At 71.8% G+C, this 18,912-nt stretch carries 22 protein-coding genes and 1 pseudogene; 9 read left to right on the top strand and 14 right to left on the bottom strand.

Annotated features, from left to right (window positions below):
• Nucleotides 1–168 precede the first annotated feature (168 nt).
• The 3 genes from ACFWXO_RS07405 (at nucleotide 169) to ACFWXO_RS07395 (ending at nucleotide 2,039) form a co-directional block, all read left to right on the top strand.
• Complete coding sequence (locus ACFWXO_RS07405; protein WP_380522714.1) at nucleotides 169–726, top strand: universal stress protein; 558 nt, start codon at nucleotides 169–171, stop codon at nucleotides 724–726.
• A gap of 9 nt (nucleotides 727–735) precedes the next feature.
• Complete coding sequence (locus tag ACFWXO_RS07400) at nucleotides 736–1,146, top strand: hypothetical protein (protein WP_380522713.1); 411 nt, start codon at nucleotides 736–738, stop codon at nucleotides 1,144–1,146.
• 296 nt (nucleotides 1,147–1,442) lie between these two features.
• Nucleotides 1,443–2,039: a GNAT family N-acetyltransferase gene (locus ACFWXO_RS07395; RefSeq protein ID WP_380522729.1), complete on the top strand. Its 597-nt coding sequence runs from the start codon at nucleotides 1,443–1,445 to the stop codon at nucleotides 2,037–2,039.
• Nucleotide 2,040: 1 nt separating this feature from the next.
• On the opposite strand, the gene ACFWXO_RS07390 is transcribed toward ACFWXO_RS07395, so the two are convergent.
• The gene (locus ACFWXO_RS07390; protein WP_380522712.1) at nucleotides 2,041–3,252 is read right to left on the bottom strand and encodes an alkaline phosphatase family protein; all 1,212 of its coding nucleotides are present in this window, start codon (nucleotides 3,250–3,252) and stop codon (nucleotides 2,041–2,043) included.
• A gap of 391 nt (nucleotides 3,253–3,643) precedes the next feature.
• Between ACFWXO_RS07390 and ACFWXO_RS07385 the strand changes: the two genes are divergently transcribed.
• Nucleotides 3,644–4,168: a hypothetical protein gene (locus tag ACFWXO_RS07385; RefSeq protein ID WP_380522711.1), complete on the top strand. Its 525-nt coding sequence runs from the start codon at nucleotides 3,644–3,646 to the stop codon at nucleotides 4,166–4,168.
• Nucleotides 4,169–4,222: 54 nt separating this feature from the next.
• The gene (locus ACFWXO_RS07380; protein WP_380522710.1) at nucleotides 4,223–4,897 is read left to right on the top strand and encodes a GPP34 family phosphoprotein; all 675 of its coding nucleotides are present in this window, start codon (nucleotides 4,223–4,225) and stop codon (nucleotides 4,895–4,897) included.
• A gap of 41 nt (nucleotides 4,898–4,938) precedes the next feature.
• Here ACFWXO_RS07380 and tgmC read toward each other — a convergent pair whose 3' ends face one another.
• The 9 genes and pseudogenes from tgmC to ACFWXO_RS07335 all read right to left on the bottom strand — a co-directional run bounded on the left by tgmC (nucleotide 4,939) and on the right by ACFWXO_RS07335 (nucleotide 10,222).
• On the bottom strand, nucleotides 4,939–6,114 hold the full coding sequence (tgmC, locus tag ACFWXO_RS07375) for an ATP-grasp peptide maturase system methyltransferase (protein WP_380522709.1): 1,176 nt from the start codon (nucleotides 6,112–6,114) through the stop codon (nucleotides 4,939–4,941).
• Nucleotides 6,111–6,578, bottom strand: a pseudogene (locus tag ACFWXO_RS07370) (ATP-grasp ribosomal peptide maturase); the annotation flags it as partial. The pseudogene ACFWXO_RS07370 and the gene tgmC, both read right to left, overlap by 4 nt.
• Nucleotides 6,579–6,635: 57 nt before the next feature.
• The gene (locus ACFWXO_RS07365; RefSeq protein WP_380522708.1) at nucleotides 6,636–6,827 is read right to left on the bottom strand and encodes a hypothetical protein; all 192 of its coding nucleotides are present in this window, start codon (nucleotides 6,825–6,827) and stop codon (nucleotides 6,636–6,638) included.
• Nucleotides 6,824–7,252, bottom strand: a complete 429-nt coding sequence (locus ACFWXO_RS07360) for a hypothetical protein (RefSeq protein WP_380522707.1) — start codon at nucleotides 7,250–7,252, stop codon at nucleotides 6,824–6,826. The genes ACFWXO_RS07365 and ACFWXO_RS07360 overlap by 4 nt, the downstream gene beginning before the upstream one ends.
• Before the next feature lie 96 nt (nucleotides 7,253–7,348).
• On the bottom strand, nucleotides 7,349–8,197 hold the full coding sequence (locus ACFWXO_RS07355; protein ID WP_380397186.1) for a helix-turn-helix domain-containing protein: 849 nt from the start codon (nucleotides 8,195–8,197) through the stop codon (nucleotides 7,349–7,351).
• Between the two features lie 9 nt (nucleotides 8,198–8,206).
• On the bottom strand, nucleotides 8,207–8,719 hold the full coding sequence (locus ACFWXO_RS07350; protein WP_380522706.1) for a DUF6879 family protein: 513 nt from the start codon (nucleotides 8,717–8,719) through the stop codon (nucleotides 8,207–8,209).
• A gap of 1 nt (nucleotide 8,720) precedes the next feature.
• On the bottom strand, nucleotides 8,721–8,993 hold the full coding sequence (locus ACFWXO_RS07345; RefSeq protein WP_380522705.1) for a hypothetical protein: 273 nt from the start codon (nucleotides 8,991–8,993) through the stop codon (nucleotides 8,721–8,723).
• 201 nt (nucleotides 8,994–9,194) lie between these two features.
• Entirely contained in the window at nucleotides 9,195–9,395 is a 201-nt protein-coding gene (locus tag ACFWXO_RS07340) for a DUF397 domain-containing protein (protein ID WP_380522704.1), read from the bottom strand.
• A complete protein-coding gene (locus ACFWXO_RS07335) occupies nucleotides 9,377–10,222 on the bottom strand; it encodes a helix-turn-helix transcriptional regulator (RefSeq protein ID WP_380522703.1) in 846 nt (281 codons plus the stop codon). Before ACFWXO_RS07335 ends, ACFWXO_RS07340 begins: the two co-directional genes overlap by 19 nt.
• A gap of 148 nt (nucleotides 10,223–10,370) precedes the next feature.
• Here ACFWXO_RS07335 and ACFWXO_RS07330 point away from each other — a divergent pair, with 148 nt between their 5' ends.
• Nucleotides 10,371–10,574, top strand: coding sequence for a hypothetical protein (locus ACFWXO_RS07330; protein ID WP_375891691.1), 204 nt, complete (start codon nucleotides 10,371–10,373; stop codon nucleotides 10,572–10,574).
• Nucleotides 10,575–10,580: 6 nt separating this feature from the next.
• Here ACFWXO_RS07330 and ACFWXO_RS07325 read toward each other — a convergent pair whose 3' ends face one another.
• On the bottom strand, nucleotides 10,581–10,997 hold the full coding sequence (locus tag ACFWXO_RS07325; RefSeq protein ID WP_380397197.1) for a DUF3592 domain-containing protein: 417 nt from the start codon (nucleotides 10,995–10,997) through the stop codon (nucleotides 10,581–10,583).
• A gap of 284 nt (nucleotides 10,998–11,281) precedes the next feature.
• Between ACFWXO_RS07325 and ACFWXO_RS07320 the strand changes: the two genes are divergently transcribed.
• Nucleotides 11,282–11,518 (top strand): hypothetical protein, encoded by a 237-nt coding sequence (locus ACFWXO_RS07320; RefSeq protein ID WP_380522702.1) that lies wholly within the window; start codon nucleotides 11,282–11,284, stop codon nucleotides 11,516–11,518.
• A gap of 66 nt (nucleotides 11,519–11,584) precedes the next feature.
• Nucleotides 11,585–12,769 carry an SPFH domain-containing protein gene (locus ACFWXO_RS07315; protein ID WP_380522701.1) on the top strand — a complete coding sequence of 395 codons (1,185 nt, stop codon included), beginning with the start codon at nucleotides 11,585–11,587 and terminating at the stop codon, nucleotides 12,767–12,769.
• Here the strand turns inward: ACFWXO_RS07315 and ACFWXO_RS07310 are convergent.
• The 3 genes from ACFWXO_RS07310 to ACFWXO_RS07300 all read right to left on the bottom strand — a co-directional run bounded on the left by ACFWXO_RS07310 (nucleotide 12,766) and on the right by ACFWXO_RS07300 (nucleotide 15,373).
• On the bottom strand, nucleotides 12,766–13,998 hold the full coding sequence (locus ACFWXO_RS07310) for an NAD(P)/FAD-dependent oxidoreductase (RefSeq protein ID WP_380522700.1): 1,233 nt from the start codon (nucleotides 13,996–13,998) through the stop codon (nucleotides 12,766–12,768). The genes ACFWXO_RS07315 and ACFWXO_RS07310 overlap by 4 nt on opposite strands.
• Nucleotides 13,999–14,130: 132 nt before the next feature.
• The gene (locus ACFWXO_RS07305) at nucleotides 14,131–14,562 is read right to left on the bottom strand and encodes a nuclear transport factor 2 family protein (protein WP_380522699.1); all 432 of its coding nucleotides are present in this window, start codon (nucleotides 14,560–14,562) and stop codon (nucleotides 14,131–14,133) included.
• Between the two features lie 7 nt (nucleotides 14,563–14,569).
• Nucleotides 14,570–15,373, bottom strand: coding sequence for an MBL fold metallo-hydrolase (locus tag ACFWXO_RS07300; protein ID WP_380522698.1), 804 nt, complete (start codon nucleotides 15,371–15,373; stop codon nucleotides 14,570–14,572).
• 279 nt (nucleotides 15,374–15,652) lie between these two features.
• Between ACFWXO_RS07300 and ACFWXO_RS07295 the strand changes: the two genes are divergently transcribed.
• A complete protein-coding gene (locus tag ACFWXO_RS07295) occupies nucleotides 15,653–18,748 on the top strand; it encodes a SpaA isopeptide-forming pilin-related protein (protein WP_380522697.1) in 3,096 nt (1,031 codons plus the stop codon).
• The last annotated feature ends 164 nt before the right edge of the window (nucleotides 18,749–18,912 follow it).

The raw sequence follows: 18,912 nt of genomic DNA, 5'->3' as shown, positions 1-18,912 counted from the left end.
CGGACGGTGGGGAGCGCCGATCCGTGTGGCGGGGAGCGCCGATCCGTGTATGGAGTGCGTACGGAACGCCGTCCGAGGCGTCAGGGAGGCGTCAACGAGCGCCGAGCGGGCGGCCGGGAGGCGATTGGGTGGGGAGCGACGGAGGACCGAACCACACGAGGACGGATCATGCACGGCGACGGACGGCACCAGGACGGCACGGCACCCAGGGTGGTGGTCGGGGTCAGCGGGTCACTGGGCAGTCTGGCCGCGCTCCACCGCGGCCTGGCCGAGGCCCGCGACCGCGGTGCGGTGCTGTGGCCGGTGCTCGCCTGGGAGCCGCCGGGCGGCGAACACGGCTACCGCCGCTCGCCCTGCCCGCAGCTGCTCGCCGCCGTACGGGAGGCCGCCGAGCGGCGCCTGGACGAAGCCCTGGAGGCGGCCTTCGGCGCGGACGGCCCCGACGTGCCGATGCAGCCCGTGGTGATCCGCGGCGAGAGCGGCCCCGCCCTGGCGCACGTCGCCGACCGGCCGGACGACCTGCTGGTGCTCGGCCGCAGCGGCGGCCCGCTGCGCCGCCGGCTGCGGCGGTCGGTGTCCGCGTACTGCGCCCGCCGGGCCGGCTGCCCCGTCCTCGTCGTCCCGGTGCCCGAGCTGCTGCACGACCTGGAGGCGCTCCACCGCCGCACCCGCTGGCACCTGCCGGTCGCCCCGGCGCCCGAACTGCTCGCGGCGAAGGGCCGGTGACGGGTGCGGATGTACTCGGCGCGCCCCGGCGGCAGCCGCTACCGGCCGGTGCTGGACCGGCTCCCGCCCGGCACCTCCGGCACCACCGCCCTGCTCGGCGGCGGGCTGCTCGCGCTCGCCCTCGGCCGGGCCGGCGCCCTGCACTCCGGAACGCCCGCGCTCGCCGCCTACCTGGCGCTGTGCGTCCTGGTCGGACACTTCTCCAGCCCGTGGGCCGCGCCGCTGGTCGGCCTGGCCGCCTGGCTGTGCTGCAACGCCTTCGCCGAGCACCGGCACGGCGAGCTCGGCTGGTCCGGCACCTGGCCCGAGACCTGGCACTACGCGGCGTTCACCGCCGCGGCCCTGCTGCTCCCGCTGCCTGCGGCGCTGCCCCGCCGCAGGGTCCGGGTGGCACTGCTGCGCCCGGACCGTGCGGTCTGAGGCGCCCCGTGGACGGCCCACCCCCTCCCCGGGGCCGGGCTGCCGCCGAACCCCCGGGCCCCGGCCGGTACTCCGGAGCCCGCGGCGACCGGTGGAGGACAGGTGAAGGACGGGGCGCCCCGGTGCCCCGCGGTGGAGTGGCCGACGTTCGGACCGCGGGCCCGCCGCCCGCAGCGGCCACTCCACCGCCCCTCCCGCGCACCGCTCCCGTTCCGTCATGTGCTGCGCGCCGTGGCCGAGTTGGTGCCCCCACCCTGGTGGCCGGGGGCAAGGACGCGGAGGATGTCCGTATGCGGATGACGAACGCGGACCGGCCGAGGAGCGTGACGGGCGAGGACGTCGGGGCGACGGCCCGGCTGCTGGCCCGGGCCTTCGGCGACGACCCGATGATGCGCTGGTTCTTCCCCGAGGAGGCCACCCGCCCGGCCGCACTGGCCGGCTACTTCACCACGCTGCTCACCCGGCAGTACCTGCCGTACGGGGTGTGCGAGCGCACCGGGCAGGCGGCCGCGTTCTGGGTCGCGCCGGAGGCGCAGGAGAAGGCCGTGCCGGACGAGGGGACGGTCCGCGCGCTGGCCGCCCTGCTCGGCGACCGGGCCGACTGGTTCCGGGACTGCGTCGAGGCGGCCGCCGCGAACGCGCCCCAGGAGGCCCACTGGTACCTGGCGGTGCTCGGCACGGACCCCGCCGCCCAGGGCCGGGGCCGGGGCGCCGAACTGCTCCGCGCCGGTCTGGCCCGGGCGGACGCGGCAGGGCTGCCGGTCCACCTGGAGTCCTCGAAGCGGGAGAACCTCGCCGTCTACCGGCACTTCGGCTTCGAGGTGCTGGAGGAGGTCCGGCTGCCGGCCGACGGCCCGCCCCTGTGGACGATGCGCCGCGCGCCGCGCGTCTAGGTCAGCCCTGCGGTGGCCGGGCGATGCGCAGCCCGGCCCGACCGAGTTGTGCGGTGATGTCCGAGAGGTACTGCTCGGCGTCGGCCACCGTGGCGATCCCGGCGGCCCGCTGGCGGATCCGGTCGTGTTCCTGCGGGTGCAGGCGCGCCTCCTGGATCGCGGCCGTCTCGACGAACCCGCGCAGCGTCGCCGTGACGGGCCGGCCGGGATCGGCCGGCCCGGCAGCCTCCGCCTTCCAGGAGACGCCCGACTCGGCCGGGTCGGGCAGGGTGCGGGGCGCCTCGCGCGGGGCGTCGGCGGAGAGCAGGTGGAGGAAGTCGTTCGCCCGGGCGTCGCGGTCGGTGAGCGGGGCCAGTCCGAACAGTCGCTCGACGGTGGCGAGCAGCGAGCCGTGGTCGTACTGGGTGTGGTCGATCAGGTTGCAGTTCCGCCCGTCCGTGCCGCCGTCCGTGCCACTGCCCGTGCCGCCGTCCGTGCTGCTGTCCGTGCCGGCGGGCGCGGCGGCCGGGATCCACGGGGAGACGACGACGGTGGGCACCCGGACGCCGAGCCGGTCGAAGCGGAAGCCGTGGGCGCTGTGTTCCGGGTCGGTGCGGTCGCCCGGCGGGACGGCCGCGGGCGGCGGCACGTGGTCGTAGAAGCCGCCGTGCTCGTCGTAGGTGATGACGAGCAGGCTGGACTCCCAGAGCGGCGAGCGCCGCAGCCCCTCGTAGACGGACTTGATCAGCGCCTCGCCGTCGGTCACGTCGTCGAGCGGGTGCTGGCTGTTGCCGCAGCGGAAGTCGCCGCCGTGGGTGAGGACGTGGCCGTAGTTCGGCTCGATGAAGGTGTAGGCGGCCGGGTACGCGGGGTCCTGGAGGTGCTCCGCCAGGTCGTCGAGGTGGTGGTAGTGCTCCACCGTCGTCGGCAGGTCCATCCCGGCGAGCGCGCTGACCTGGGGGAGCGCGTCGCCGGCGTAGACGCGCCACGGGAGGCCCTTGCCGTCCAGGGCCTCGTAGAGCGTCCCGTGTTCGAAGGTGTAGCCGCTCAGCTTCGACCGGACGGTGTCGACCGGGTCGGGGCTGTGGTCGAGGCCGGCGGAGCTCGCCGCGTGCAGGAAGAAGCGGTTGGGCCAGGTCGGCCCGGGCAGGGCGGAGAACCAGCGGTCGCAGACGGCGAACTCGCGGGCCAGGGTGCTGAGGACGGGGAGCTGGTCGGCGATGAAGCAGGCCATGACGGCGCCGGGGTCGGCGAGGGCCTCGGCGTCATGGCGGCGGCCACGGACGTGACGATCCGGGAGTAGGCGTCCAACGGCGATTCCGCCCCGGGCGCGCGCTCGGGGCCGGGGATGGTGTCGGTCAAGGGAGTTCACCCCTTCCGGAGGTCCGGGTCCACCCGGTAGCAACAACGCGGCGCACCCGGGCCTTCCGTCTGCCGGTGCACCGGGCAGGGTATGACGATCATAGGAATGACTTTCGATCGGGCGGGGAAGATCGCCTTCGGTGCGGCGGTGCACTGCTCCGTGCCGGGTCGATCCTGACGCCTTCTTGACGTGCGGAAAATAGCAAAGAACAAGCAAAGTAGGCGTATCGTTCAGGCAAAGCCGCATCCGTGGGAGGGGTTCGATGGAGACGTCCGAGCTGGAGTCGAAACGGCAGCCGCAGGGCGGGACCGGCGCCGACGGGCCGGACGGCGCTTCCGCCGCCCTGCTCCGCCCCACCCGGGAGGCGCTGCTCGCCCGCCGCGCCCACCGGGCCCCGCGCTGGAAGCGACTGCTGCCGCCGGGATCCGCCGGGCGCTCGGCCTGGATCCGGCTGGAGGCGGACGCCCAGGCCGAGCGCCTCGGCCGCCGCACACCCGGCACCGAGCACGTCCTGCTGGCCCTCCTCGCGCTCCACGAAGTGGCCGGGAAAGAGCCGGAGTTGGCGCCCGAGGCGAACGCCGGTGAGCTGCTCGCCGGGCTCGGCCTCGACTACGCCCGGGCCCACGCCGCCCTCGACGCCGGACAGGTGACGCTCCCCGCCGACCCGCGCTCGGTCGAGGCCTACCTGTCCGGCGGCGCGGCGGACGGCGGCGCCGAGCCGCTGCTGAGGGTGCTGCTGGCGGAGGACACCCGGGCCCGGCGCCTGGTCGAGGCCCTGCGATCATGAGAGCCGCTCCGCGCCGCTGAGGGCCGACGGGCGATGACAGAGGAAGGACCCCCGATGCACGTCACCCTCGCCGAGGAACTGGTGCTGCTCTCGCTGGACGACCGGACCGGAGCCCCGAAGGAGAGCGTGAACACCGCCTGGGCCGCCGCGGGCGGCCTGTTGGCCGAACTGGTGCTGGCCGGGCGGGTCGACGTGGCCGACGGCCGGCTCGCCGTGGTCGACCGCACCCCGACCGGTGACCCGCTGCTGGACGGCCGACTGGAGCGCCTCGACGAGTGGGTCGGCACCAAGCGACCGGGCAAGGCCAAGGCCGCGGACTGGCTCACCAAGGACCGCTCCACCGTGCTCCGGGACACCGAACTGCGCCTCTGCGAGCGCGGCCTGGTCACCGAGGAGCGGCACCGCGTCCTCGGCATCTTCCCCGTCCGGCACTACCCGGAGGCCGACGGCAGCGTGGAGCGCGCCCTGCGCGAGCGCCTGACCGCCGTCGTCCTGGACGGCGCCGAACCGGAGCTGCGCACCGCCGCCCTGATCGCCCTGCTGCACTCGGCCAAGCTGCACCGGCTGGCCTTCCCCGACCTGCCGCGCAAGCAGGTCGAGCCGCGCTTCGCCGAGATCGCCGCGGGCGACTGGGCGGGCGACTCCGTCCGCGAGGCGATCAAGAACATGCAGCTCATGATGGCCGCCGTGATCGCCGCGACCACCGCCGCGACCGCCGCGACGGCCTGAGAACACCGGGCCCGCGGGGCCCGCCGGGCCCGCGCCCAGGCTCAAGCGGGGCGGTCGAGGCGGTGCTCCCACCGGAGGGCGCCGTCGTCGCCGATCCAGTAACGGTGTGCCCTGCTGGTGATGTGGATCCGTACGGCGGTGATGTCCGGACCACCGGCGCCCCGCCAGGCGAGAAGAGCCCGCTCGACGACGTCCCACAGGGCGACGGGACCACCCTGGCGCACCGTCCACGCCCCGCCTTCGCGGACGAACTCCGCGAAGGACTCGTGCCCCGGGTCGAAGAGGTAGCGGAGCTGCGTGCCATCGTCCGCCGTGGCCCGGACGAACTGAGCGCCGGGCGCGGCGAGTTGGGCGAGGAACGCCGGCATCCACTCGCTCAGGACGGTCGGTGGAACGCGCACAGGCCGCTCGCTCTCGGGAAAGGCGGTGCGGGCGGACAGGTCACCGGCGATCGGCGCGGCGGCCTGCGATCGCGCCTGCATGAACGAGGAGCGGTCGACGATCCGGCCCTCAGCGGTTCCGTCGCCGTTGACCACGACCTTCGCCAGGCCGGTCCCGTACCCCCAGGAGCCGACCGTCGCCAGGACGATCCCGCCCGGCCTGGTCTGGCGAATCCAGGTGTACGGGATGCGGTCGACGGCGCAGGTGGCGATCACGCGGTCATAGGGAGCGCGGCGAGGATGCCCGAGGAGCCCGTCCCCGACGACGGTCCAGGTCGAGAAGCCGACCGTTTCCAGCGCCGCATCGGCGCGGGCCGCGACGTCCGGATCCACCTCGACCGTTGTGACGTTGTCCTCGCCCAGGCGGTGGCACATCAGCGCGGAGGAGTATCCCGTGCCGGTGCCGATCTCCAGCACCTGGTGCCCGGCCGTGACGTCCAGGTGCTCGATCATGCCGACCACAGTGGCGGGCATGGTGGACGAGGACGTGGGCGAGCCCGTCACGAGCCCCCTGGCCTGTTCGGCGGTCAGGTGCCCGTCGAGCTGGGTGGTCAACGACTCGTCGCTGTAGGCGATCTCCACCCAGGCGGTCGGCGCGGTACCCGCTGCGGTGGCGGGTCGCCACCGGCCGCCGTCGCCGGGAAGGAAGACCCCGGGGGTGAGGAACTCCTCGCGCGGGATCGCCTCGACGGCGGCGCGCCACTCCGGAGTCCGCAGGACGCCCGCCTTCTCAAGCCGGTCGGCGAGGGCGCGCCGATGGGGCGCGGTTCCGGTCATGCTGTCTCTCCTCGTGTCAGCAGATCAGCGAATGCGGCGGACATCTCCAGGCCGGTCTTCTGCTCCAGCCAGCCCCATTGGCCGTTGGGATTCAGCTCCAGCCACCAGTAGTCGCCGGCTCGGTCGACAGCGAGGTCGAACGACCCGGAGACGAGACCGAGTTGGTTCAGGAGGTCGTGAAGTGCCTTGTCCAGGCGGCCGGGCAGGTCCACCACCGTGTACGAGAGGGCGGAGTAGTCCCTGCGCCAGTCCAGGAGGTCACAGTCGATCCGGACGGCGAACGTGCGCCGACCGACGACCAGCACGCGAATGTCGGAGGCCTTGTCGATGCGGGCCTGGAAGAGGTGCGGCGTCACCCGCACGCTCTCGTCAAGCTCGGCTGCGGAAGCTGGCTCCGCCCATCCGGTGTGCTGAATGCCGTCGCGATCGTACGGAGTCCACCGCAGCGTCTTGAAGATCACCTGATGGTCACGAGGCCTCCTTGCAGTGCGATGGTGGGATGTTCACCGGGATGGGAAACATCAGGCGGCTTCCCCCTCGACGTCGTTCTTCTGGGTCCAGATCCGCGCCGAGTCGTGCGAGTAGAAGTGCAGCGGCTCGGGACGGGGCGGGAGGGCTTGCACCAGGCGATTGGTCCTGTGGTCGTGGACGGCCCAGACGGGGAAGCTGGTGCCGGCCGGGGAGTCGGCGGGGACGATGGTGTACCGGCTCACTTCCGGGCCGCCACCTGGATGAACCCGCCGGCCTTTTCAACCGCCCGGGCGAACTCGTCGTACTCGCCGCCGATGGGGGTGATCGTCGCCTGGCTCGGGACGAGGATCGCGCCGGCCTTCCGGTCCTTGAGGTTCTGCAACGCGGCCTTGAGCAAGGGCCGCTCGTCGGGGCCCTTGTCGTTCGCGTGCTCGTCCACGATGGTGAGCGTGATGCCCCAGCCGAAGGTGTCCGCGTACCTCTCGCAGTCGCGCATCTCCCGCTCGGGGAACGCCATTCCCGGCTTGGCCAGGTAGACCACGCCGTGGAACTTCGGCGGCCTGGTCGTCGGCGCCGACACCGGCTCGGCCACGAGCGGGCCGTCGTCGTCCTCGGCGAGACACCTCTGAACACGCTTCGGGATGTCGCGCTTCGCTGTGGCACTCATCGTCGGTTCCCTCTCCTTCGCGCATGGGGGCGTGGGATGGACCGTACGAGGAGCGGCCAGCGACGCCCAACGAAGTTGCACGCAGTTGCACAGCAGTCACCCGAGAGAGTCAAGCGCCCCTGAGATCAGGGCGCGAGCGGCAGCGCCATGCACGGCATCCGTGGACAGTTCCCCGAACCGGCTGACGTACATGCCCACTTCCGAAGGCTGCGTGATCTGGAGGTACCCGGAGACAAGCTCGACGTTTACCTGCGCCGAGTCGTAGATCGAGAACGCTTCGACCTGCATCGAGTGGCGCAACAATCCCCTCGGAACGATCCCCAGGCTCACGTTCGCCAAGGACGCGACGATGTTCAGGTGGGCGAGTTGGCCGGCCGCTACCTCCGGCCCGCCAAGACCGTGGTGCAGGCACGCCTCTTCGATGATGAAGGCGAACGTCCTCCCGTGGTCTCTCAGGATCGCCTGCCGTTCCATGCGGACCTGGACTGCCTCTTCCACATCGTTCACGGCAACACGACGACGTTGGGTGGCTTGTAGTACCGAACGGGTGTAGTCCCGGGTCTGGAGTAGACCGTGAAGGATGCCGGGTGTGTATGCCCGGAACCGGGTCGTTCGCTCGTACAGGGGCAGAACCATCTCCTGGGCGCGCTTGAGCCCGCTGCGCTCCATCCGCCGCCACTCGGTGAACATGGTTTCGACGGTGCGAAGACTGGCCGCCAGGTCTTCGGCCTGGCCGTCAGCGTTGCAGGCATGGCACCAGTCCCGGATGTCCTTCTCGGAGGGCGCAGTGATGGCGTTCTCGATGCGGGAGCACTTTGACTTGCTCCACCCGCAGAGGAGAGCGAGCGCAGGCCCGGTCAGGTGTGCATCCTGACGGATTTCGCGTAGCCGATCTGCTAGCGCCTTCCGGGCCTGCTGAACGCTCGATGAGCGAGAAGTACGCATCTCTTTTGGTTACTTGAGCACGTACTCTTCGTGCGGAGTCGCCCTTTGCCACACGGTCTCGAAGGCATTCTTCACGAGCCGAACGACGTCAGGCTTGGTCGTCCACTCCCGGTCCACCACATCTCCGTCGCCGGAGAAGAAGGTGAACATGATCTTGGAGTCGTCGAACATCCACAGGTCGGTTCCGGGCAGAGCGATGTCTGCCGCCAACCGGCGCGGAAGCCAGCGGACCTGCTCACCGATGGCCAGGTTCAGGAATGTCACGTGGTGCTCGTAGCGGATGTACTCCGTGACCGGCTCGGAGACGATCCGGGCCCGACGCATGACGATGCCACGGTTGATCACCTCCCCGGCGAAGGCGGTCCAGTTCTGGAACCACTCCGGGCGGTCGTCCGGGCCGTAGCGAAGACCCTCCCGATAGCGCCGGAACTGTGGGTCGTTCGGCGTGTAGCTGTCACGCATCTCCAGGTGCACGGCGGAGAACTTGGCCTCGGCCATGGCCGAGGCGATCGGGTTGGCCACGCTATTCCTTCTCGTTCTCTTGAGTCGCCAGCCGTGCGGCGAGGTCCACGACGTACTTGATCATTTCTTCCGGGAGGCGGATCACGGTCTCGTGCTCAGGCACGTCAGTCGAGTGCCCGGGAATCGAACCGACCTCCTTGCAGCGCCTCAAGTCCTTGTCGCTGGCCTTGTACGACTGGATGAGGAGGTCGCCGTTCTCCGGGTCGCGCCAGATCGTCGGCGAGTCGACCTCTGGCGTGTTGGAGATGATCCCGATGAACTGTAGGGGTTCCACGAAGCTCCCTATGAACTCGGCAATCGTGCGTGGCTACGGGCGATCATCGTGTCGTGTGCATGTGGTGGCTGTCAGCCGTTTCGGCCGACCCGGTGAGCCCGTCGCTGATGCTGCTCTCGCTGGACGGGGAGCCCGGCGAGGTCAGCGGACAGTGACTCCGGGCCGCCCCGCCGCGCGGTGGGGCGGCCCGGCTGAACTGCGTCAGAAGTCGCCCGCCTTGATCCCGGAAACGAACGCCGCCCAGGCGTCGGCGGAGAAGCGAAGCGAGGGCCCGTTCGGATCCTTCGAGTCACGGACGGGGACGCCGTGGAAGCCGTCGGCGACCTCGATGCACTGTCCTCCATCGCCGTTGCTGTGGGTGCTCTTGCGCCAGGTGGCGGCGCTCAGGTCGGGGTCGCGCATCGTGCGAAGTCCTCCATCACTGTCTGGATCACAACCGCTGACTCGTCCGGCGGCAAGGCCGAAGCCTTGAGCAGATCGTAGGACAGGCGGAACCCTCTGACGGCCTCCGCGTCCTCCTCAAGTTGTCCCGTGTGACTGCCTTCCATGTAGGCACTCTCGGCTCCGCCGGGAAGCGTGAGTATCGTCAGCGATCCACCCATTGCCGGATGCGCCCCGGACGTGAATGGCAGCACTTGAACCACGACGTTGGGCTGTTGTGCGGCTGTCAGGAGACGGCGCAGCTGTTCCGTCATGACAGCCGGACCACCCACGGGGCGTCGCAGGACGGCTTCGTCGAGGATCAGCCAGAGGTGGGGTGGAGTGGGCCGGCCAAGGATCTTCTGGCGTTCCAGTCGGGCGGCCAGTTGCTCCTCGACGCGTTCATTCGTGTCCCACGGTCTGCCTGCGCGCAGTACGGCGCGGGCGTAGTCCTCGGTTTGCACGAGTCCCAGGACGATCTGCGCGCAATAGACCTGGATCAGGCTGGCCTGTGCTTCGAGGTCCATGTATCGGCGGTACCGGTCGGGAAACTGTTCCCGTCGAATGATCTCCCAGAGGCCTTCGAACAGTTCGCCCGTACCGAATGCGGCATCGAGTTTGCTGGACAGAGGAGGGAGCGGGAGGCGCTCCGCATTTTCGACGCCGTGAAGATGCGTCTTGCTGTAGTTGACGATCTCGGAGAGCCGGTCCAGGGACATCCCCGCGTTCGCCCGATGGCGTTTCAGCTCCTGCCCGTACAAGTGGCGTGCCGAACTCAGCGGATCGAGTTCTCGTGTTCGAGCTGCCATCTGACGTACTCCCGTTGTTCCCAAACAACATACGAAACATGACGCACAGTCAAGGATAGCGATCCTTGCGCAACCATGGAGGTGAGAGATCTCGGCGACCGCTTGCACGGTCCCGGGGCGTGGCCAACCTGGGCGAAAGCAGGCTGACATGGACGACTTCATCGAATCCCGCCTCGGTGGGCGGATCTACCGGGTGTGGATCTTTCTCCGCTACCAGCCGGGCGACTGGTGGTTCGTCCACATCAGCCAGCGGCCGGTTTCGCGTCGGCTGCGCGCGAGGCGACGCGCGCTCCGGGCGGAGCGGGCGCGGCAGGCCAGACGGGGAGCTGTCATCCGGTCGTGGGCGCGGTGACCGAGCTCAGAGCACAGCGGCACCGAGGGTGATCGAGGCCAGCACCATCAGCAGGCCCAGCGCGACGAAGCCGTACTCCAGCCGTACCCGCTCCCGCCCGTCCACCAGGACCTGCCGGGGGTCCGCCGGGTCGTAGCGCACCGGAATGTAGCCGCCGTCGGGCAGGGGGTGGCGGGCGGTGGACGGGACGGGGGAAAACACCTCGACCACCCGGCCGTCCGCGGTCTCGAACTGGAGCAGCGGCCGCGGCGGCAGCGCCCGGTCCTCCGGCGTCGCGACGCGGGACCGTACCAGGGCCGGGACCGGCACCCCGACCCGGCGCAGCCGACGCAGTTCGCGCAGCCCGACCACTCCGGCGAGGTAGGCGACCACGCCGCCCAGCGCCCCGAACACCACCACGGCGAACCCGGCCGTCCCGCCCACCGCACGCCTCCCAGCCCAAATACCAGCCCGAATGCCAGCCCCGAGACTCCCCGAACTCCCAGTATCGCCGAGGGCGGGCGGTCCTGACCCCCAGGAATGGTTCAGTCCACTGCGGGCCTGCGGCCGGAGTACCGTGGAAGGCGTCGAGGCATCACTGCCGTCGGCGGATGCCGCAGGTGTTCCCGGTGCGTGACACGGTCGGCGGCCCGGGCTTCTCAGGGTGCTCGGCCGCCGGGCGGCTGTGCACGGCCCGGGTGCGGCGGACCTGATGACCGGAGGCGCCGGTGGCGCATGCGCGTACGTTCCCGGCCGATGACGCCCGGCAGAGCCCGGTCGGGGCCGTCGGCAAGGTGACGGTGCCCATTCCGCTGGACGGTCCGGGCGAAGTGCTGGTGGCCCTGAGGGGCGGTTCGGAGGTGTTCGCGGCCTGGTGCTCGGAGCCGGTCGGCCGGGACGTCCGGGTGGTCGTGGTGGACGCGCTCTCGGCCCGCTCGGTGATCGTCGAGCTCCTGCCGTCCTAGGACGGCCCTTGAGGCGCGCGTCGCAATCCCGCAGGTCAGGTGGCCCAACAGGTCAGGTGGTCGATCATGTTCTTCTGGCACGTTCCCGCGCCCAACGAGGCGATGCTCATCTCCGGTTCCAAGCACCAGGCGCAGGACACCCAGTTCCGCATCGTCACCGGCCACGGCAGCCTGGTCCTGCCGGTCAAGCAGAAGGTCCGGATGCTCTCGCTGGCCCTCCGGGAGGCGGAGATCGCCGAGGACTGCGTCACCCAGCAGGGGATCCGGCTCACCGTGCGTGCGGTCTGCGTCTTCAAGGTCGGCGACGACGCCGTGTCGATCGCCAACGCCGCCCGCCGCTTCCTCTCCGAACAGGACCAGATGGAGGAGCTCGTCGGCCGGATCTTCGCCGGCCACCTGCGGTCGATCATCGGCGGGCTGACCGTGGAGCAGATCATCCGGGAGCGCAGCAGGGTCGCCCAGGAGGTGATGGCGGGCAGCCACGGCGAGATGGAGAAGCTGGGCATCGTGGTCGACGCGCTGCAGATCCAGGAGATCGAGGACTCGACCGGCTACATCGACAACCTGGCCGCGCCGCACGTGGCGGCGGTCGCCAGCCAGGCCCGGATCGCCCAGGCCAAGGCCGACCAGGAGGCCACCGAACGGGAGCAGCAGGCGGCCGCCCTCAAGGCCGAGTACGAGCGCGACACCGCGATCAAGCGGGCCGGCTTCCTCGCCGAGACGGAGCAGTCCAGGGCCCGCGCCGCCCAGGCGGGCCCGCTCGCCGAGGCCCGGGCCTCCCAGGACGTCATCGAGGAGCAGACCGCCCTCGCCCAGCGTCGGGCCGGGCTGGCGGCGCAGCAGTTGGAGGCGGAGGTGCGGCGCCCGGCGGACGCGGAGGCGTACCGGCAGCGGACGCTGGCCGAAGCCGCCCGTGACCGGGTGAAGTTCGAGGCGGACGGCAACGCCTACAGTGAGCGGGCGCTTGCCCAGGCCCAGGCGGACGCCAACACGGCCCGGGCGGACTCCCTGCGCGGCGGCAACCAGGAACTCATCGCCGCCAACCGGATCGTGGAGAACCTTCCGGCCCTCGCGGACGCGGCCGCCCGGGGCATGTCCGGAGCCGAACTCACCGTCCTCAACGGCAGCGACGGCGTCAACCAGATGGCGGCCGGCATCGTCAGCCAGGGCCTCGCGATCCTGCACTCCCTGCAACACTCGACGGCCGTGGCCGGCGACGGCAAGCCCGTACCCCGTCGCCCCGCGGCCTAGACGTCGGTGAGGGGGACGGTCGGGTCTGCCAGGCGGTCGGCGTCCACTTCGCGCCTGGAGACGATCAGTTCGCGGACCGGGTCCACCACGTCCCAGACGTTGACGTTCATCCCGGCGAGCACCCGGCCCCCGGAGAGCCAGAAGGCGATGAACTCCCGCCCGGCGACGTCGCCCCGGAAGACCACCCGGTCGTAGCCGCCGGGCTCGGCGTAGCCGACGTACTCCAGGCCCAGGTCGTACTGGTCCGAGAAGAAGTACGGGACCCGGTCGTAGACGGCGTCCGGCTGCCCCAGCAGGGCCCGGGCGGCGGTCTGCGGCTGGTTGAGGGCGTTGGCCCAGTGTTCGACCCGCAGGTGCCGGTCGAACAGCGGGTGGTAGGCGTTGGCGACGTCGCCGGCCGCGTAGACGTCCGGGTCGGAGGTGCGCAGGTGCTGGTCGGTCTTGATGCCGTTGTCCACCTCCAGGCCGGCGGCCTCGGCCAGTGCGGTGGCGGGGGAGATGCCGATGCCGACCACCACCGCGTCGGCCGCCAGCTCGGTGCCGTCGGCGAGCTTCACGCCGCTCACCGTGCCGTCGGCGCCGGTGAGTTCGGCGACCTGCACGCCGAAGCGCAGGTCCACGCCGTGGTCGCGGTGCAGGTCGGCGAAGACCTGGGCGACCTCGCGGCCGAGCACCCGCAGCAGCGGCAGCTCCAGCGACTCCAGGACGGTGACCTCGGCACCCGCCGCGCGGGCCGCGGCCGCCACCTCCAGGCCGATCCAGCCGGCGCCGACCACCGTGATCCGGGCGCCCGGCCGCAGCACGGCCTTGATCCGGTCGCTGTCCTCGACCCGGCGCAGGTAGAGCACGCCGTCCTGGTCCGCGCCGGGCACCGGCAGCCGGCGCGGCGCCGAGCCGGTGGTCAGCAGCAGCTTGTGGTAGCCGATCTCGCCGTCGTCGGCGAGGGTCACGGTGCGGGCGGCCGGGTCGATCGCGACGACCGGGGTGCCGAGCCGCAGCGTGACGTCGTGCTCGGCGTACCACTGCGGCGGGTGGACGTGGAGCTTCTCCCGGGCCTCCTTGCCGAGCAGGTAGCCCTTGGAGAGCGGCGGGCGCTCGTACGGGCGCTCGTGCTCCTCGCCGATCAGCACGATGCCGCCCCGGTACCCGGCCCCGCGCAGGGCCTCGGCCGCCTTGGCGCCGCCCAGGGAGGCCCCGACGATCACGATCGGCCGTTCGCTGCCCGCCATGCCCGACTCCTTGCTCTCCGTGGACGATCCGGGGTCAGCCTGCCGCCGAACGGGTGGTGTGTCGAGACCGCGCCGGGCGTGCCGCGCCGCGCTCGCCCGTACGGGTGAACGGGGGGAGTTCGACGACGGGCCTCACGGCGTCGTCGCGTCCCTGACCAGCGCGGTGTCGGTGAACTGCTCGAAGCGGACGATCCGGCCGCCGCGCACCACGAAGTGGTGGGCGACCCGTACCGCGAGCGGCCGTCCGGTGGCCTTGTGGACGGCCGTGTAGCGGGCCAGGACCACCACGTTCTCGCCGTCCACCACGTACAGGTCGTCGTGGGCCGTCCAGTTGTCCCACTCGGCGGCCAGCCGCTCCATCACATTGGCGGTGACGCCCTTCGGGGTGCGGTAGGTGCCGGCCAGCGGGAAGCCGGCCATCTCGGTCCACTCGACGTCGTCGGCGAGGGTGCTGCGCAGGGCGGCCAGGTCGCCCCGGGCGGAGGCCAGGTACTGGCGGCGCACCACGTCGGCGGGGGCGGCGGACTCGGCGAAGCCGGCGACGTCCCTGGGGATCTCGATCATCGCGCGCTCAACCCCACGCCATCTCGCCCATGGCGACCTTGGTGCCGATGTCGACGGCGATCCGCAGCCCGAGGTCCGGGAAGCGCCGCTCCAGCGCCTCCTTCGCGGCGGCGGCGTCCGCGGCCCGGCCCAACTCGGTCTCGAAGGCCCGCAGGTAGGCGCGGGTGTGGTCGAGGGCGTTGAGGTCGGTGGGCGCGTCGGCGACCCGGTGGCCGGCCGCCAGCCAGGTCGGGTGGAGGGCCTCCATGCCGTCCAACAGGTCGATCCAGGCGGCCCGTTGGGCCGCGGTCGGGGTGTCGGCCGTCCACACGTGCAGGCCCTCGAAGAGCAGCACCCCGCCGAGCACCGCGCGGTGGTGGTGCTGCCACAGGTAGTGCCGGTCGGGCAGGTGGAAGTCGGCGCCGCGCAGTTCGAACCGGTGGCCCTCGAAGACGATCTCGTCCCCGGTCAGCACCTCCGGCCGGACCAGCCGGGTCGGCAGCTCGGGGCCCAGGTGCGACCAGGCGCGCAGCTTGGACTCGTAGGTGTCCTGGATGTGCTGGACGGTCGAGGCGGTGGCCAGGAAGCGTGCCCCGGGGAAGGCGTCCTGGAGCTCCTGGGCGCCGAAGTAGAAGTCCGGGTCGCCGTGGCTGACGAAGACGGTGGTCAGCCGCTTGCCGCTGGCGCGCACCCGCTCGACCAGCCGGCGCCCGTCGGAGCGGGTGAACCCCGCGTCCACCAGCAGCGCGTCGTTCGGTCCGGTGACCAGGACGGCGGTCTTGTTGAGCGAGCTGTCGGGGGCGTCGATGATCTCGAAGTCGAGTGCACTCATGCTTCTGGGTCCCTCCTCGGGCCGGGCACGCCTCGTCGCCAGCATCCCTGCCGGAACCGGCCCGCGCATGCCGGGAACGCTGATCGGGTGCTCTGTGGGCGGTGCTCGGAGGACATCCCGTGCGCGTCGCCGGTCGCCCCGGCCGCGCCCCAGGAGACTGCCAGGGCCCCATCGTGTTCACGTCATGAGAGGACCGAGGTGAAGCCCAGTCAGAGACCGGCGGCCCCGACCACCGGCTGGAGACGCCGACTAGGCAAGGCGATGAGTTCCGCCCTGGCCTTGACGCTCGTACCCTTCGCCATCTCGCTCGTCGCACCCACCCAGGCCTCGGCGGCCGGCCTGCCGGGCGGGCTCGGGCCCTGCCTGGGCGCGGACTGCCCGGCCACCTTCCCCCCGGTCAACAACGGCCCCTTCGCGGGCCGCGACGCCGGGATCAACATCTTCGTCGGCGGCGACTTCAACGTCGGCGGCTCGGCCGCCGAGGCCGAGGGCCACGTGGTGACCCTCGGCAGCTTCTCCCAGAACAAGGCCGCGGGCGCCAGCTCCGGGTACAACATCGGCATCGTCGGCGTCGGCTCCCGGGTGCCCCCGCCCGACGGCGCGGACTTCCTCACCGCCGGCGGCAACGTCACCGTCGCCCCCGGCCAGCGGCTCCTGGCCGACGGCGGCGTGGTCCGCTACGCGGGCACCGCCACCGGCACCATCACCGGGACGACGGTCCAGGACGCCCAGGCCGTCGCCGCCTACACGCCGCTGCGCGGCCAGTTGCAGTCGGCGAGCGAGTGCTACGCCGGGGTCGGCACGCCCCGACCGGCCACCGGGACGGCCGTCAACCAGGGCTACCAGACCCTGTTCACCGGCGACGGCAGCTCCGCGCTCCAGGTCTTCAACGTCGACTTCGACCTGGTCGGCAACGGCGGCGGCGCCCAGGGCGTCGCCTTCGCCAACATCCCCGCGAACGCCACGGTGCTGGTCAACCTCACCGGCGGCGCCCGCACCATCAACACCTTCAGCGGCAGCTTCGACGACAACGACCCGTGGAACCGGCTGCGCCCGCGTCTGCTGTGGAACTTCCCGACCGCGAGCACCGTCACCCTCACGGGCTCCGGGCAGTTCCAGGGCAGCGTGCTGGTCGGCAACCCGGCCAGCACCAGCACGATGAACCTGCCTGGCCTGAACGGGCGCTTCTTCACCACCGGTTCGCTGCTGCACAACTCCGGTTCCGGCATGACCGGCACCGAGTTCCACGCCTACCCCTTCAACGGCGACCTGCCCGACTGCGGCAGCCCACCGATCTCGACCGCGTCGACCAGCGTGACCAAGGTCGACTCGGTGACCTCGCAGCCGCTGGCGGGTGCCACCTTCCAGTTGTGGCGGGAGACCAACGGCGTCGCCGGCCTGCAGACCACGGGCACCACCCCGGACACCAAGGTCGGTGCCCCGTGCACCACCGGTCCGGACGGCCTCTGCTCCGTCAGTGACCTGCCGCTGGGCACCTACTACTGGCAGGAGACGGCGGCCCCGCCCGGCTACGACCTGCCGCAGCAGCCGGTGACGACGGTGGTGCTGAACACCAACGGGCAGACCGTCCCGGTGACCGTCGCCGACACCAAGAGCCCGGTCGTCGAGACCGCGTCGACCAGCGTGACGAAGGTCGATTCGGCGACCTCCCAGCCGCTGGCGGGTGCGGTGTTCCAGTTGTGGCGGGAGACCAACGGCGTGCCCGGCCTGCAGACTTCGGGTGCGAACCCGGACACGGCGGTCGGTTCGCCCTGCACCACCCCGGCCTCAGGCGTCTGCTCGGCGACCGGCCTGCCGCTGGGCACCTACTACTGGCAGGAGACGGCCGCCCCGGCCGGGTACGACCTGCCGCAGCAGAACGTGACCGAGGTCGTGCTCGACACCAACGGGCAGAACGTCGGCGTGACGGTGGCCGACACCAGGACGGCGGCCCCGACCGCCTCCACGACCGTCACCAAGGTCGACTCCGCCACCGGGCAGCCGCTGGCCGGTGCGGTCTTCCAGCTGTGGCGGGAGACCAACGGCGTTCCCGGCCTGCAGACCACGGGTGCCAACCCGGACACGGCCGTCGGCTCGCCCTGCACCACCGGGGCGGACGGCGTCTGCGCGGCGCACGGCCTGCCCCTGGGCGCGTACTACTGGCAGGAGGTCTCCGCGCCCAACGGCTACGAGCTGCCCGACCTGAGCGTGACCACCGTGGTGCTGGACGCCAACGGGCAGACCGTCCCGGTGACCGTCCAGGACACCAAGACCGTCGCCCCGACCGGTTCGACCTCGGTGACGAAGGTCGATTCGGCGACCTCGCAGCCGTTGGCGGGTGCGGTGTTCCAGTTGTGGCGGGAGACCAACGGTGTGCCCGGCCTGCAGACGACCGGCGCGAACCCGGACACGGCGGTCGGTTCGCCCTGCACCACCCCGGCCTCGGGCGTCTGCTCGGCCGACGGCCTGCCGCTGGGCACGTACTACTGGCAGGAGACGGCCGCCCCGGCCGGGTACGACCTGCCGCAGCAGCCGGTGACCACGGTGGTGCTGGACACCAACGGGCAGAACGTCCCGGTGACCGTCAAGGACTCCAAGACGGTCACGCCGACCGGTTCGACCTCGGTGACGAAGGTGGACGCCGACACGGGTAAGCCGTTGGCGGGTGCGGTCTTCCAGCTGTGGCGGGAGACCAACGGTGTACCGGGCCTGCAGACCACCGGGGCCAACCCGGACACGGCCGTCGGTTCGCCCTGCGTCACGTCCGACACCGGCGTGTGCTCGGTGACGGGTCTGCCGCTGGGGACGTACTACTGGCAGGAGACGGCCGCCCCGGCCGGGTACGACCTGCCGCAGCAGCCGGTGACGACGGTGGTGCTGGACACCAACGGGCAGAACGTCCCGGTCACCGTCAAGGACCGGAAGACGGCCGCGCAGACCGGGAAGACCACCGTCACCAAGGTGGACGCCGACACGGGCAAGCCGTTGGCCGGAGCCGTCTTCCAGCTGTGGCGGGAGACCAACGGCGTGCCCGGCCTGCAGACCACCGGGGCCAACCCGGACACGGCGGTCGGCCCGCTGTGCGCGACCGACGTCAACGGCGTGTGCTCGGCGGACAACCTCCCGCTGGGGACGTACTACTGGCAGGAGGTCGTCGCTCCCCCCGGGTACGAGCTGCCGCAGGACGCGGTGTCCACGGTCGAACTGACCAAGGACTGCCCGTGCGTGGAGATCACGGTCGCGGACAGCAAGTGTCCGCCGGAGCCCTGCCCGCCGGAGCCGTGCCCGCCCGAGCCGTGCGACCCGCCGGACCACCCGTGGGGGCCGAACGCCGACCGCATCCCGGTGCCCGAGGTCCACGGGGGGCGCGCCTGACGGACCGCCCCGCGCGTGAGCGCCTGATCTGACGACGTGGGGGGGGGCGGCCGCGGCGGGCGGGCCCGCCCCCGCGGGGGGCCGCCGGCGGGGGGGGGCGGGGGGGGGGGGCCCCCCCGCGGGGGGGGCGCGGGGTGGGTGGGGGGCGGGGTGGGACCGCCCCC

Source organism: Kitasatospora sp. NPDC059088, from assembly GCF_042738155.1.
Classification (GTDB): domain Bacteria; phylum Actinomycetota; class Actinomycetes; order Streptomycetales; family Streptomycetaceae; genus Kitasatospora.
This window is presented reverse-complemented; position numbering and strand designations above follow the sequence as displayed.

What these genes read in the sequence shown, in the direction of transcription:
- ACFWXO_RS07405 (WP_380522714.1), top strand. Translation starts at nt 169, where the DNA reads ATGCACGGCGACGGACGGCACCAGGACGGCACGGCACCCAGGGTGGTG.
- ACFWXO_RS07400 (WP_380522713.1), top strand. Translation starts at nt 736, where the DNA reads ATGTACTCGGCGCGCCCCGGCGGCAGCCGCTACCGGCCGGTGCTGGAC.
- ACFWXO_RS07395 (WP_380522729.1), top strand. Translation starts at nt 1,443, where the DNA reads ATGACGAACGCGGACCGGCCGAGGAGCGTGACGGGCGAGGACGTCGGG.
- ACFWXO_RS07390 (WP_380522712.1), bottom strand. Translation starts at nt 3,252, where the DNA reads ATGGCCTGCTTCATCGCCGACCAGCTCCCCGTCCTCAGCACCCTGGCC.
- ACFWXO_RS07385 (WP_380522711.1), top strand. Translation starts at nt 3,644, where the DNA reads ATGGAGACGTCCGAGCTGGAGTCGAAACGGCAGCCGCAGGGCGGGACC.
- ACFWXO_RS07380 (WP_380522710.1), top strand. Translation starts at nt 4,223, where the DNA reads ATGCACGTCACCCTCGCCGAGGAACTGGTGCTGCTCTCGCTGGACGAC.
- tgmC (WP_380522709.1), bottom strand. Translation starts at nt 6,114, where the DNA reads ATGACCGGAACCGCGCCCCATCGGCGCGCCCTCGCCGACCGGCTTGAG.
- ACFWXO_RS07360 (WP_380522707.1), bottom strand. Translation starts at nt 7,252, where the DNA reads ATGAGTGCCACAGCGAAGCGCGACATCCCGAAGCGTGTTCAGAGGTGT.
- ACFWXO_RS07355 (WP_380397186.1), bottom strand. Translation starts at nt 8,197, where the DNA reads ATGCGTACTTCTCGCTCATCGAGCGTTCAGCAGGCCCGGAAGGCGCTA.
- ACFWXO_RS07340 (WP_380522704.1), bottom strand. Translation starts at nt 9,395, where the DNA reads ATGCGCGACCCCGACCTGAGCGCCGCCACCTGGCGCAAGAGCACCCAC.
- ACFWXO_RS07335 (WP_380522703.1), bottom strand. Translation starts at nt 10,222, where the DNA reads ATGGCAGCTCGAACACGAGAACTCGATCCGCTGAGTTCGGCACGCCAC.
- ACFWXO_RS07330 (WP_375891691.1), top strand. Translation starts at nt 10,371, where the DNA reads ATGGACGACTTCATCGAATCCCGCCTCGGTGGGCGGATCTACCGGGTG.
- ACFWXO_RS07315 (WP_380522701.1), top strand. Translation starts at nt 11,585, where the DNA reads ATGTTCTTCTGGCACGTTCCCGCGCCCAACGAGGCGATGCTCATCTCC.
- ACFWXO_RS07310 (WP_380522700.1), bottom strand. Translation starts at nt 13,998, where the DNA reads ATGGCGGGCAGCGAACGGCCGATCGTGATCGTCGGGGCCTCCCTGGGC.
- ACFWXO_RS07305 (WP_380522699.1), bottom strand. Translation starts at nt 14,562, where the DNA reads ATGATCGAGATCCCCAGGGACGTCGCCGGCTTCGCCGAGTCCGCCGCC.
- ACFWXO_RS07300 (WP_380522698.1), bottom strand. Translation starts at nt 15,373, where the DNA reads ATGAGTGCACTCGACTTCGAGATCATCGACGCCCCCGACAGCTCGCTC.